Source organism: Streptomyces sp. RLA012 (assembly GCF_056270325.1).
In genome coordinates, this window is sequence record NZ_JBWDPA010000002.1 from 6,999,234 (window position 1) to 7,012,022 (window position 12,789).

Consider the following 12,789-nt stretch of genomic DNA (forward strand, 5'->3'; position numbering starts at 1 on the left):
ATCAGCCCTTGTAGGCCGCGGCGGCGTCCGATTCGAGTTTCGCCTGTGTCCCCGCCACGTCCTTCGGGTTCTTCAGGAAGTCCTGCAGGCCCTTCCACTCGCCCTTGCCGGGCGTACCGCCGAAGGACTGCGGGGCCTGGTCGGACATGTCGAAGCGGAAGTCGTCGCCGGCCGCGATCAGGGCCTTGGCCATGGACTGCTGGACGGCGTTCGGGTAGGCGGAGTCGGCCACGTTCTTGTTGGGGGAGAGAAAGCCGCCGAGCTTCGCCTGGATCGTCGCGGCGTCGGGCGAGGCGAGGAAGGTGAGCAGCGCCTGACCGGCCTTGGAGTCCTTCAGCAGGACGGCCGCGTCACCCCCGCTGACCACCGGCGCGCTGCTGCCCACGGCCGGGAACGGGAACACCTTCGCGTCCGTGCCGATCTTCGCCTTCGTCTCCGCGATGTTGACGCCCACGAAGTCGCCCTCGAAGACCATGCCCGCCTTGGGCTGGTCACCGCCGGTGAACGTCTGTGTCACGGACGCCGGGAACTCGGTCTGCAGGGCACCGTCCGCTCCGCCCGCGACGTAGTTCTTGTTCCCCCACAGCTGGGCGAGCGTGGTCAGCGCGTCCTTCACCGAAGGGTCCGTCCACTTGATCTTGTGCTGGGCGAGCTGGTCGTACTTCTCCGGCCCCGCCTGGGAGAGATAGACGTTCTCGAACCAGTCGGTGAGGGTCCAGCCGTCCGCGCCGCCGATGGACATCGGGGTGACGCCGGAGTCGTAGACGGTCTGCGCGGTGCTGAGGAGGTCCTTCCAGGTGCCGGGCTCCTTGGCGCCCGCGTTCTCGAAGACCTGCGCGTTGTACCAGATCAGGGACTTGTTGGCGGCCTTGAAGTACACGCCGTACTGGGTGCCGCCGACCTTGCTGAGGTCCTGCCAGCCCTGCGAGTAGTTCTTGGCGAGCTGGGCCTGCGCGTCGGGGCCGACGGGCTTGGCCCACTTCTTCTCCACGGCCTGCTTGATGGCGCCGACCTGCGGCAGCATCGCCACGTCCGGCGGAGCGCCGCCCGCGATCTTCGAACCGAGGAAGTTGATGATCGGGTCCTGCGCGGGGACGAAGGTGACCTTCGCGCCGGTGCGCTTCTCGAACTCCGCGAGCACCTTCTTGAAGTTGGCCTGCTCGGCCCCGGTCCACACGGCGGCGACTTCGAGGCTCGCGCCGTTGAGCTTGGGGAGCGTGACGGCACTGCCGCCGCTGCTGCCGGCGCTGCTGGTGCTGCCGTCGTCGTTCTTGTCCTTGCTGCTGCCGCCACAGGCGGAGAGAGTGAGTGCGCCGATGACGACGGCGGCTGCGGTGGCTTGTGCGGCCCTGGACGACCTGGGTGTACGAAGAGTTCTGCGCATCATTGCCCCGTTCTCGTTCCTCGTTGAACGTCCGGCGCTGTCCCGTGTGATCTGGTCTACGCCCGGGGCGTCGAGGGCGGCAAGAGCGCCTGCGCCGTCAAGCGAGTGATCGTGACTGGGTCGTGACGTGGGGTCACGCCCCCACTGCCCCTTCCTCCTGGGGCTCCGTTCCATGCCCGCTTGCGTCTCTTTGCTGCGGGCGGGTGGGGGCTGGTCGCGCGGTTCCCCGCGCCGCTGAGGTGCGCCCCGTGCGGGTCAGAGCAGGGACGGCACCTCGGTTGCCGCCACTGACCTCGCGGCCCGCTCCAGGGCGCTGGCCAGCAGGGCCAGGTCCGTCGGCCCGTTGCCGAGTTCGCGGACCGGGCGGCGGGCCGGGGGGTCGCCCATGCGGTGCCATTCCAGGGGGACGACCGTGGGACGGAGGGTGGCGGTGCGGGGGATGCGCCCGGTGACCCGGCCGGCCTGGAAAGGGATGAGACGGCCGTCCGAGGTGGCCAGGCGGCCACGGCCGGGAGCCGGTTCGTCCGCACCCGCAGACACCGCGTCGAGGGTGATGCGCAGCGCGGCGGCGCGGCCCAGCTCCGTGACGGCCGTCCGCCCGTCGTCCGCGGCGGACGCCACGAGGTGCACACCGAGACGGTCACCCTCACGGGCGACGGCTTCCAGAGCACGTACGACCGAACCGGCCGCCGGCCGGCCCGGTGATCCCAGGGCGGGGGAGAGCAGGGCGTCCAGGTCGTCGACCATGACGACGAGACGGGCCAGCGGGGGGCCCGGATCCGTGCGCTCCCGGGCAGCCGCCGGGCGCAGCCGCAGAGTCGAACTGGGGGGCGCGTCGAGGTCCGCGGCGCCGGCGCCGGAGGGGGCGGGGGCGGCGGGCGTTCCGGGGGAGGACTTGGGCGCGCGCTGTGTGACCATGCGGCCCGACACCGCGCGGCGGGTGTGCCACTCCGCGAAGTCGAGCCGGCCGAGGAGTTCGGCCCGCCGCTTCAGCTCGGCGCTGAGGGACTGGGCGAACTCCCGCATCCGTACGGGATCGTTGGCCGTGAGATGCGTGGTGACGTGGGGGAGGTCCGTACAGACCCGCAGGCCCTCGGCTCCCTGACCCGCGCCGTGGCCCCCGGTGCTGTCCCGGCCGTCCATCAGGACGATGCCCAGCCGGTCGGGGCGCTCCGCGGCGGCCAGGGACGCGGCGATCGAGCGCAAGAGTTCCGTACGGCCGCCGGCCGGGGGGCCTTCGATCAGCAGGTGCGGGCCCTCGACGGGGAGATCCACGGCGACCGGTCCGCGCGGGCCGGCGCCGAGGACCGCCCGGGCGCGGCCACCGAGCGACTCGGCGTCGTCCGCCGCGTCCGCCCAACGGGCCATGAGCGACGCCGGGGTGGCGCGGGCGAGCCCCAGCTCGTCCAGCAGGCGTGCCGTCTGCGGCAGCGGGGCGGACACGCGCGCGTGGCGGTCGGCATGGGCGCCGTCCGTGCGCAGCGGGGCCAGCGCGCGGGCGAAACGCTCCGCCCAGGCCAGGGACACCGCGTCCACGGCGGCGACCGTGCCGGGCCCGACGGGGCCCCCGGACGCCACCCGCATCAGCCGCAGCGCCGTCGCCACATCCCCGCTGAGCAGGGCCACCGCCCCGCACTCCCGGAACGCCGGTGACGCCTGACAGGCCGCCTCGTACGTCTCCGTCACCGGGGACGAGGGCGACGCCGACGCCGACGCCGTCTCGGCCAGGCACACCACGTGTATCCCGGCCCGCGCGCCCTCGCGCGCCAGCCGCACCACGGCCTCCCGTACATCGGCGCCCCCGGGGTCCCCGTCCACGACGACCACGGTGTACGGCCCGTCGTGGGCTCCGCCGGCCGGGTCCTCGGCGCGAGCCCAGGAGGGACGCCGGGCACCGCCCCGCGCGTCCTCGGGGACGTGATCGGCGCTGTCGTGCGCACCCCGGGCGGCGGCCGCCTCCGCCAGTTGGTCCTCCAGGCGGCGCAGGAGCTCGTCCGTGCGGGCCGTGGCCTGTTCACGGTCGTGGGCGAGGAGGAGGCGGCAGTCCTGGCCGTGGGTGGGACGCAGATGGGGGAGCCAGCCGAGCCAGGACCACTCGGCGGTGCGCTCCTCGACCGTACGGGAGCGGTCGGTGCTGATCAGGACGATGTCGAGGGTGTCGGGGGAGTGCAGCGCGGTGAGCTGTGCCACCACCGAGCGGGCCAGCCCGGCCAGGCGCGCCCGCGGCCCCGCCAGGCCCAGCGCGCCGACCTCCCGCAGACCCGCGGTCACCGGTACGACGGGCAGCAGTCCGGAGCCGTCGGGCGCCGCCCGGTCGGCCGTGCCCAGCCGCACCGTCAGCGTCTCCGGGTGTCCCGGGCCGCGCTCCCACAGTCGCGGTCCCGGTCCCAGCGCGGTGAGCAGCAGCGTCGCGGCGTCGGGCCAGCTCTCCGGAGCCTGCGAGGGCAGGGAGGCCGCCAGGAACTCCGCGTCCCCGTCGTCCCCGTCCGTGTCGTACAGATCCTCCGGTCCGGTGCCCGCCGCCTCGCCCCGGCCGCCGGTCAGCCGGCGTGCCCAAGCGCCGATCCCGCCCCGCTTGCGCACACCCGGCGGTACGTCGGTGCCGCGCGTGGGGGTGCCTTTCCTGGTGCCGGTGTCGGGGGTGCCCGTGCCCGTGGCCGCCGGTGACCCGGGACCGGACGGCTGCCCCGGCCTGCTCTCGATCCGGGGTGCCCGGCCCTGCTCCGGCACGACCGGGCCGCGCTGACCGTGCTGGGCGTGCCGGCCGTGCTCCGGCACGACCGGACCGCGCTCCTGCGTCCCGGGAACGCCGCCGGCGGCTCCCCACTCCGCCGATCCGTAGCCGTGATGTGTCTCACCGGCGGGAGGGACGGGGATCCCGCCCGCACCGGAGGCGGCGCCCAGCATGCGCGCGTGGGTCGCGGTGGACGGCGAAGGAGCGGACGCCGGGGAGGGGGCGGACGGAGGGGAAGGGGCGGGCGTCGGCGAAGGCCCGGATTCCGATGCGGTCGAGGACGCGGGCTTCGGGCGGGCGGCGGTCGCGGTGACCGTGGTCACCCTGACATGGCCCTCGCCGTCCGGAGCCGTCCCCACGGACCCCGTGCCGCCGGGCGCGGCCAGCCGCAGGGCGGACTCGCCGACCCGCAGGAGCGCGCCCTGCGCGAAGCGGACCGGACGGGTGCCCACCTGGGCGCCGTCGAGTGTCGTGCCGTTCGTGGAGCCCAGGTCCGCGACGGAGACACGGCCCTCGGGCGTGACCGTGATCGCGCAGTGCAGCCGGGAGACGTCCGGGTCGTCCAGGGGCACGTCCGCCTCGGCGGAGCGGCCGATGTGGATCCGGCCGCCGTGCAGGAGATGGACACCGCCCGCGTCGGGACCGGCGACGACATGGAGCTGGGCCGCCATGTCGGCCACGTCCGGACCGGGCTCCGCGGGCGCGCCCAGGGACAGCACGGCACCGTCCGTCAGGGGCGGCTCGCCGAGCGTGCAGCGCTGGCCGTCGAGGCGCTCGGCGCCCGCGTACAGCACGACCGGACCCCCGCCGAGCTCTCGACCGCGGTCGTGCGGGGCGCTCCCCCCGTCCCCGCCGACCGCCGAGGCCAGACCCGCCGCCACCGCCGCCAACGCCGTCCCGGCGGGAGCGGTGACCAGCACATCGCAGGCCGCGGCTCGCCCCCGCGGCTCCGAGGGCGAGCCCAGCGGGTCTACGACGGTCAGCCGGATCTGCATCGCCGTCAGCGGTCCCTTCCGCACAGGCGCCCGCGAGGAGGGCGAGGCCCCGCCGCGGTCCCCCACCGCAGATTCCCCCCACCGCACACGGGCACGTCGGCCAGTACTGAAGGCATCCTCGCACCTGTCACTGACAACACGCCCGCCCCCCAGCGGCAAGTGATCTTGATTGGTCGGCTCTGCCCGTAAAAGTGCCTGACCAATGCCCGAGCGATGCCCGACCGGTGCCCGCTTGAGATCGGTCACGTCGTCCCCACGGCAGCCGTTCGGCAACCAACCGTCCGACGCGAGCGTCTTTCCTTCGAACATCTGCGGGAACGCGTACGTAACCGCTTGTGCGGAGCACAGGCACCCAGGGGAAGCACAGGAGGACGACAGCCCAGTGCCATGTATGTCGGCACTACAGTGGGTCGGAACACCTGTACCACGGTGATCACGGTGGACGGACCAGGCAAGCAAGCAACAGGGAGCGCATGACGTGCGGCCGGTAGGGAGCAAGTACCTCCTTGAGGAGCCGCTTGGGCGCGGCGCCACAGGCACCGTCTGGCGAGCCCGCCAGAGGGAGACCGCGGGCGCCGAGGCGGCCGTCGCCGGCCAGCCCGGCGAGACCGTGGCGATCAAGGTCCTCAAGGAGGAGCTCGCCAACGACGCGGACATCGTGATGCGGTTCCTTCGGGAGCGCTCCGTCCTGCTGCGCCTGACCCACCCGAACATCGTGCGGGTACGGGACCTCGTCGTCGAGGGCGACCTGCTCGCGCTGGTCATGGACCTGGTCGACGGCCCCGATCTGCACCGCTACCTGCGGGAGAACGGCCCGTTCTCCCCGGTCGCCGCCGCCCTCCTCACCGCCCAGGTCGCCGACGCGCTCGCCGCGAGTCACGCCGACGGTGTCGTGCACCGCGACCTCAAGCCCGCGAACGTCCTGCTCAAGCAGGACGGCGGCCAGATGCACCCGATGCTCACCGACTTCGGCATCGCCCGGCTCGCCGACTCCCCGGGCCTCACCCGGACGCACGAGTTCGTCGGCACGCCCGCGTATGTCGCGCCGGAGTCCGCCGAGGGACGCCCGCAGACGTCCGCCGTCGACATCTACGGGGCGGGCATCCTGCTGTACGAGCTGGTCACCGGCCGTCCGCCGTTCGCCGGCGAGTCGGCGCTCGAAGTGCTGCACCAGCACCTGAGCGCCGAGCCGCGCCGCCCGTCCACCGTGCCCGACCCGCTCTGGACGGTCATAGAGCGCTGTCTGCGCAAGAACCCGGACGAGCGGCCCAGCGCCGAGAACCTCGCCCGGGGCCTGCGCGCCGTCGCCCAGGGCGTCGGGGTGCACGCCAACTCCGCGCAGATCGCCGCCGCGGAGGGGGTGGGCGCGCTGCTCGCCCCCGACCCGGCGCCGGCCGCGGTTCCGGGCGTGCAGGGCGCCGCCGATCCCACGCAGGTGCTGCGGCACAGCGCTCCGGGGGCGTACGACCCGAACGGCGCGACCAGTGTCCTGCCGCACACCGGTGCCCCCGGCGTCCCCGGTGCCGCCGACCCCACCGCCGTCCTGCCGCACCACGGCGCGGCCGATCCGACCGCCGTCATGCCGCCGGTGCCGCAGCACCAGCCGGGCGGGCCAGGACAGCCGGGGCAGGGCGAGGACCCGCACCCCTGGCAGAGCCAGCTGCGGGCGGCCCGGGACCGCAATGAGCAGACCCAGGTCCAGTACCTCGATCCGGACCAGGATCCGCTGCGCCGCCGTCCGCAGCGGCAGGTCGCGCGACCGCAGCAGCAGCCCCAGCAGCGGCCGCCGCAGGGACAGCAGCCGCCGCCCGGCTACGGATATCCGCAGCAGCAGCCTCAGCAGTACGGGCAGCAGCAGCCCCAGCAGTACGCGCCGCAGCAACCCCAACAGCCCCAGCAGCCTCAACGTCAGCAGCGGCGGCAGCGCCAGCAGCCGCAGGGATACGCCCCCGCGCCGCAGCAGCAACCGCAGCAGCAGGCCCAGCGGTACGCTCCCGCCCCGCAGCAGCCCGAGGCACCGGCGCCCCGGCAGCCGCGCGAGCCGCGCCAGCGCAGCGCCAACCGGATGAAGATCCCGGGGCTCGGCTGCCTCAAGGGCTGCCTGTTCACGATCGTCATCCTGTTCGTCGCCGCGTGGCTGGTCTGGGAGTTCAGCCCTCTTCAGGGTTGGATCGGGACCACCAAGGGGTTCTGGACCGAGCTGAAGGACATGTTCAACACCGCCACCGACTGGATCGGGAATCTCGGCGACTCCGGCAACTCCGGCAACTCCAACAACTAACCCTGGGGATTTGTCGATATCTGACGGGTGATTTCCGTCTCCGGAGTGAAGGTTGGGTCTTCGGACGCGTACTTTTAGCGACAACACGCGTCAGTAGGAGCAGTCTTGGCACGGAAGATCGGGAGCCGGTACACCGCCCACCAGATTCTGGGACGGGGCAGTGCCGGCACGGTGTGGCTCGGCGAGGGACCTGAGGGTCCCGTCGCCATCAAGCTGCTGCGCGAGGACCTCGCGTCCGACCAGGAGCTGGTGGGCCGCTTCGTACAGGAGCGCACGGCTCTGCTCGGGCTCGATCATCCGCATGTGGTGGCGGTGCGGGATCTCGTCGTCGACGGGAACGACCTCGCGCTCGTCATGGATCTCGTACGGGGTACGGACCTGCGCACCCGGCTCGACCGGGAACGGCGGCTGGCCCCCGAGGCCGCGGTCGCGATCGTGGCCGATGTCGCGGACGGGCTGGCGGCGGCGCACGCGGCCGGGGTCGTGCACCGGGACGTGAAACCGGAGAACGTGCTGCTCGACATGCAGGGCCCGCTCGGCCCCGGTGGCTCGCACCCCGCCCTGCTCACGGACTTCGGTGTGGCCAAACTCATCGACTCGCCGCGGCGGACCAGGGCCACGAAGATCATCGGCACGCCGGACTATCTCGCGCCCGAGATCATCGAGGGGCTGCCGCCGCGGGCCGCCGTCGACATCTACGCGCTGGCGACGGTGCTGTACGAGCTCCTTGCCGGGTTCACGCCCTTCGGGGGCGGGCATCCGGGGGCGGTGCTGCGGCGGCACGTGACCGAGACGGTCGTACCGCTTCCGGGGATCCCCGAGGAGCTGTGGCAGCTGATCGTGCAGTGTCTGGCCAAGGCCCCGGCGTCGCGGCTGCGGGCGTCCGAGCTGGGGGCACGGCTGCGGGAGCAGCTGCCGCTGCTGGCGGGGATGCCGCCGTTGGACGTGGACGAGCCGGACGGGGAGTCGGCGGAGGACGCCCAGGAGGGCGAGACGGTGGAGCCCGCGGTGCCGGCTTCGCGGGTGCGGCGGGGGGCGGTGCCGTTGGTGCCGGGGGCCGCGCCGGACTCCAACCGGGACACCCATACGTCGATGCGGGTGCCCGGGCCGGACGAGCTGGCGGGTGGGGCGCGCGGGACGGCTCGTGCGCCACGGGCGGCGGGGGCGCCTCGGCCGGGGTCCGCTCGGCACCGGGCGTCCGCGCGGCGCCGCAGGATCACGCTGGGGGTGGCGGGGGCGGTGCTGGTCGCCGCGGTGGGGGTCGGTACGTGGCTGGCCACCTCGGGTGATGACGCGGGCGCCACCCCCCAGGACACGAAGAACTCGGCCCCGGCTTCGCCGTAGGGCCCCGGGGCCGGTCGGTCCTTGTTCGGCCGCGGGTGAGTGGGGGCTGGTCGCGCAGTTCCCCGCGGTCCTGGGGTCGGGGCTTCGCCTCGGATTCCTCGGGCTGGCTGGTGTTGTCCGTCTGCGGGTGGGTGGGGGCTGGTCGCGCAGTTCCCCGCGGTCCTGGGGTCGGGGCTTCGCCTCGGATTCCTCGGGCTGGCTGGTGTTGTCCGTCTGTGGGTGGGTGGGGGTTGGTCGTGCGGTTCCCCGCGGTCCTGGGGTCGGGGCTTCGCCTCGGATTCCTCGGACGTTCCGGATTGCTTGGCTGTGGGTGGGTGGGGGTTGGTTGCGCAGTTCCCTGTGTCCCTGAGGCCGGGGCTTCGCCCCGGATCCGGCCGCCCCTTGCGGGGGGCGGGTCCGCACTGTCCAGCCTGTCCGGCGTTTGAGGACGAGCCCTTCGGGCGAGGGGGTCAGGGGCGGAGCCCCCTGGTGGGGTGGCAGGGGCGGAGCCCCTGGGCGGGGTCGGCCGGTGCGCAGCCCCCGTCGGACGAGGGGCAAGCCCCGCTTGCGGCAGCCGTTACGCTGGAGGCGTGGCAGTCGTCGATGTATCCGAAGAGCTCAAGTCCCTCTCCTCGACCATGGAGTCGATCGAGGCCGTCCTGGACCTCGACAAACTGAGGGCAGATGTCGCCGTGCTCGAGGAGCAGGCGGCCGCGCCGTCCCTGTGGGACGACCCGGACGAGGCGCAGAAGATCACCAGCAAGCTGAGCCACCTCCAGGCGGAGGTCAGGAAGGCCGAGGCGCTGCGCGGGCGTATCGACGATCTGAGCGTGCTCTTCGAGATGGCCGAGGAGGAGGACGACCCGGACACCCGTGCCGAGGCCGAGTCCGAGCTCACCGCCGTCAAGAAGGCGCTGGACGAGATGGAGGTGCGCACGCTGCTCTCCGGGGAGTACGACTCCCGTGAGGCCGTCGTCACCGTCCGCGCCGAGGCCGGTGGCGTCGACGCCTCCGACTTCACCGAGAAGCTGCAGCGCATGTACCTGCGCTGGGCCGAGCGGCACGGTTACAAGACCGAGCTCTACGAGACCTCGTACGCGGAGGAGGCGGGCATCAAGTCCACCACCTTCGCCGTCCACGTCCCGTACGCGTACGGGACGCTGTCCGTGGAGCAGGGCACCCACCGGCTCGTGCGGATCTCGCCCTTCGACAACCAGGGGCGTCGGCAGACCTCCTTCGCCGGAGTCGAGATCCTGCCCGTCGTCGAGCAGACCGACCACATCGAGATCGACGAGTCCGAGCTCAGGGTGGACGTGTACCGGTCGTCCGGCCCGGGCGGCCAGGGCGTCAACACCACCGACTCCGCGGTGCGGCTGACCCACCTTCCCACCGGCATCGTCGTCTCCTGCCAGAACGAGCGGTCGCAGATCCAGAACAAGGCGTCCGCGATGAACGTCCTCCAGGCCAAGCTGCTGGAGCGGCGCCGGCAGGAGGAACAGGCCAAGATGGACGCCCTCAAGGGCGACGGCGGCAACTCCTGGGGCAACCAGATGCGTTCGTACGTCCTGCACCCGTACCAGATGGTCAAGGACCTGCGGACCGAGTACGAAGTCGGCAACCCGGAAGCCGTGTTCAACGGTGAGATCGACGGATTCCTTGAGGCCGGAATTCGCTGGCGCAAGCAGCAGGAGAAGTAGAGCGGGGTATCGACACCGCTTCGGAAGCTCTTTGTCGACAAGGCAACTGCCGTCCACTGGACGGCAGTTGCCTTCCGTGTGGGGGAATTCCGGTTTTTACGTCACAGTCACATGTCCTCACGGCAGGCAAATGACATTGATCCGGACATCGCGTACGCAACGACCTTGACGTTGCTGTGAAAACTGGGAATGGTGGCGCGTGGCATGCGTATCTCCGGGGCGCATGTGAACCGGGGGGCTGAGTGAGCCACCTGTGACGCCGTGGCCCCGGGCGCTGCTCCATTGACGATCAGCTACTGGGGGTAGCAAGCAGATGACCAAGAAGACGCGAATCCGCGTGGCACGCATAGCAGCCGGTGTGGTGATCGCCGCCGGTGCTTCGCTGACCGCCGCGGGTGTCGCCTCGGCCGGTGACCTCAACGTCAGCGCCACCGCCGAACCGGACCCCACCCTGAGCCAGACGGGCATCCCGACCGTCCCGGCCAGCACCCCGCCGGAGTCCACCCCGCCGGCGCCCACCTCGTCGGCCCCGTCGGAGCCCGCTCCGACCACGTCCGCCCCGAGCGACGAGCCCACGGATCCGACCGAGGAGCCGACCGAGCCCGGCGAGCCGACGGACGACCCGACGGACGACCCGACCGACGGGTCCGGCACCGGTGGCAACAACAGCAACCCCGACGGTGGCGCGAAGCCCGTCGAGCAGGGCAAGGGTTCCTCCGGCCTGACCGACACCGGCTCGGACGCCTCCGCCCAGGGCGACTCGGGCGAGCTGGCCGAGACGGGTGCCGTCGAGACCACGTTCCTGCTGGTCGGCGCCGCGACGATGATCGTCGGCGGTATCGGCTTCCGGGTGCTGCCGCGCCTCATGAACGGCCGCGGCACCGCTGCCTGACCCAGTCGGGTGTGAGCGCGAGAGGGGCCCGGAGCGAGCTGCTCCGGGCCCCTCTCGTGTCAGGTCCTGCGTCAGACGTGTCAGGCGTCGGACATATCGGGAGTGACTGTGGTCACACCAGGGTGGCTCGCCGGGCTCACGCCGTCTGGTGCGCCAGCAGCGCCGCCGCCGCGATCAATATGGCGAGCAGCGCGATCAGCGCCATCGGGTTCAGCCCCGCGAACGGGCTCTCCTGCTGCAACCGCTCCCGGTTCGCACGGCAGACCGCGCAGCGGCCCTCGCTGACGGGCCCCGCGCAGTTCGCGCACACCAATCGGTCGTACGTCATGCGCTTGCCCTCCTTGCACCGTCCTCCGCGTACATAACGCTGCGGGGAACGCAACCGTTCCCCCTCCACTGTGCCAGGTTCCGCGGATTTCGGCGCGGCTCCCCTTATCCTGCCCCGCACTGTGTGGGTTAGGCCGGGAAACGACCGCTTCCGGAGGGGGCCGGGACGATCTCTCGGCCGCGGGCGGGTGGGGGCCGGTCGCGCAGTTTCTCGTGTCTCTGCGGGGCACGCTCCCGGGGACCCGCGCAAAGCCCTGTACAAAGGTCCGCGCAAGGCCCTGCACAAAGCCCCGTACAAAAGCCCCGCCCAAAAGACCCGTACAAAAGGGCACAACCCCTGTGCAAGCCCCGCGCAACCCTGACCGGCGACTGCGCTCGCACGTCCGGTTCGCGTATGGTCACGCACACCTACCCCCGGCGACCCGTGGTGCATCCGTGATCCGATTCGACAGTGTCTCCAAGGTCTACCCCAAGCAGACCCGCCCCGCTCTCAGGGATGTCTCCCTGGAGGTCGAGCGCGGCGAGTTCGTGTTCCTCGTGGGGTCCTCCGGCTCCGGAAAGTCCACCTTCCTGCGGCTGATCCTCCGCGAGGAGCGGACCAGCCACGGCCAGGTGCACGTCCTGGGCAAGGACCTCGCGCGCCTCTCCAACTGGAAGGTGCCGCAGATGCGGCGCCAGCTGGGGACCGTGTTCCAGGACTTCCGGCTCCTGCCGAACAAGACGGTCGCCGAGAACGTGGCCTTCGCCCAGGAGGTCATCGGCAAGTCCCGCGGCGAGATCCGCAAGTCCGTGCCCCAGGTGCTCGACCTCGTCGGGCTCGGCGGCAAGGAGGACCGCAGGCCGGGCGAGCTGTCCGGTGGTGAGCAGCAGCGCGTGGCCATCGCGAGAGCCTTCGTGAACCGCCCCAAGCTCCTCATCGCGGACGAGCCGACCGGCAACCTCGACCCGCAGACCTCCGTCGGCATCATGAAGCTGCTCGACCGCATCAACCGGACGGGCACCACCGTGCTGATGGCGACGCACGACCAGAACATCGTGGACCAGATGCGCAAGCGCGTCATCGAGCTGGAGCAGGGCCGCCTCGTCCGCGACCAGGCGCGCGGCGTCTACGGCTACCAGCACTGACGACGGTCCACGGAAAGGCTTACCAGACGCC

General features: G+C 72.2%; 8 protein-coding genes. 5 read left to right on the forward strand and 3 right to left on the reverse strand.

Translation table 11 applies throughout. The annotated features are described in order from the left end of the window. Position 1 precedes the first annotated feature (1 nt). Positions 2–1,384: an ABC transporter substrate-binding protein gene (locus RV986_RS32160; RefSeq protein ID WP_475924512.1), complete on the reverse strand. Its 1,383-nt coding sequence runs from the start codon at positions 1,382–1,384 to the stop codon at positions 2–4. 255 nt (positions 1,385–1,639) lie between these two features. Continuing rightward, complete coding sequence (locus RV986_RS32165) at positions 1,640–5,113, reverse strand: FHA domain-containing protein (RefSeq protein WP_475920735.1); 3,474 nt, start codon at positions 5,111–5,113, stop codon at positions 1,640–1,642. Positions 5,114–5,591: 478 nt separating this feature from the next. Between RV986_RS32165 and RV986_RS32170 the strand changes: the two genes are divergently transcribed. The 4 genes from RV986_RS32170 to RV986_RS32185 all read left to right on the forward strand — a co-directional run bounded on the left by RV986_RS32170 (position 5,592) and on the right by RV986_RS32185 (position 11,306). Then, positions 5,592–7,394, forward strand: coding sequence for a serine/threonine-protein kinase (locus RV986_RS32170; RefSeq protein ID WP_475920736.1), 1,803 nt, complete (start codon positions 5,592–5,594; stop codon positions 7,392–7,394). A 105-nt stretch (positions 7,395–7,499) separates the two neighbouring features. Beyond that, complete coding sequence (locus RV986_RS32175; RefSeq protein ID WP_475920737.1) at positions 7,500–8,738, forward strand: serine/threonine-protein kinase; 1,239 nt, start codon at positions 7,500–7,502, stop codon at positions 8,736–8,738. Between the two features lie 569 nt (positions 8,739–9,307). Beyond that, positions 9,308–10,414 carry a peptide chain release factor 2 gene (prfB, locus tag RV986_RS32180; protein WP_475920738.1) on the forward strand — a complete coding sequence of 369 codons (1,107 nt, stop codon included), beginning with the start codon at positions 9,308–9,310 and terminating at the stop codon, positions 10,412–10,414. 313 nt (positions 10,415–10,727) lie between these two features. Then, positions 10,728–11,306, forward strand: a complete 579-nt coding sequence (locus RV986_RS32185; RefSeq protein ID WP_475920739.1) for a hypothetical protein — start codon at positions 10,728–10,730, stop codon at positions 11,304–11,306. Between the two features lie 136 nt (positions 11,307–11,442). Here RV986_RS32185 and RV986_RS32190 read toward each other — a convergent pair whose 3' ends face one another. Next, a complete protein-coding gene (locus tag RV986_RS32190) occupies positions 11,443–11,634 on the reverse strand; it encodes a hypothetical protein (RefSeq protein ID WP_475920740.1) in 192 nt (63 codons plus the stop codon). 434 nt (positions 11,635–12,068) lie between these two features. Here RV986_RS32190 and ftsE point away from each other — a divergent pair, with 434 nt between their 5' ends. Further along, positions 12,069–12,758 (forward strand): cell division ATP-binding protein FtsE, encoded by a 690-nt coding sequence (gene ftsE / locus RV986_RS32195; RefSeq protein WP_475920741.1) that lies wholly within the window; start codon positions 12,069–12,071, stop codon positions 12,756–12,758. The last annotated feature ends 31 nt before the right edge of the window (positions 12,759–12,789 follow it).

Bases quoted from the DNA above. Each gene is read 5' to 3' on its own strand.
- RV986_RS32185 (WP_475920739.1), top strand. From the start codon at position 10,728: ATGACCAAGAAGACGCGAATCCGCGTGGCACGCATAGCAGCCGGTGTG.
- RV986_RS32190 (WP_475920740.1), bottom strand. From the start codon at position 11,634: ATGACGTACGACCGATTGGTGTGCGCGAACTGCGCGGGGCCCGTCAGC.
- RV986_RS32160 (WP_475924512.1), bottom strand. From the start codon at position 1,384: ATGCGCAGAACTCTTCGTACACCCAGGTCGTCCAGGGCCGCACAAGCC.
- RV986_RS32165 (WP_475920735.1), bottom strand. From the start codon at position 5,113: ATGCAGATCCGGCTGACCGTCGTAGACCCGCTGGGCTCGCCCTCGGAG.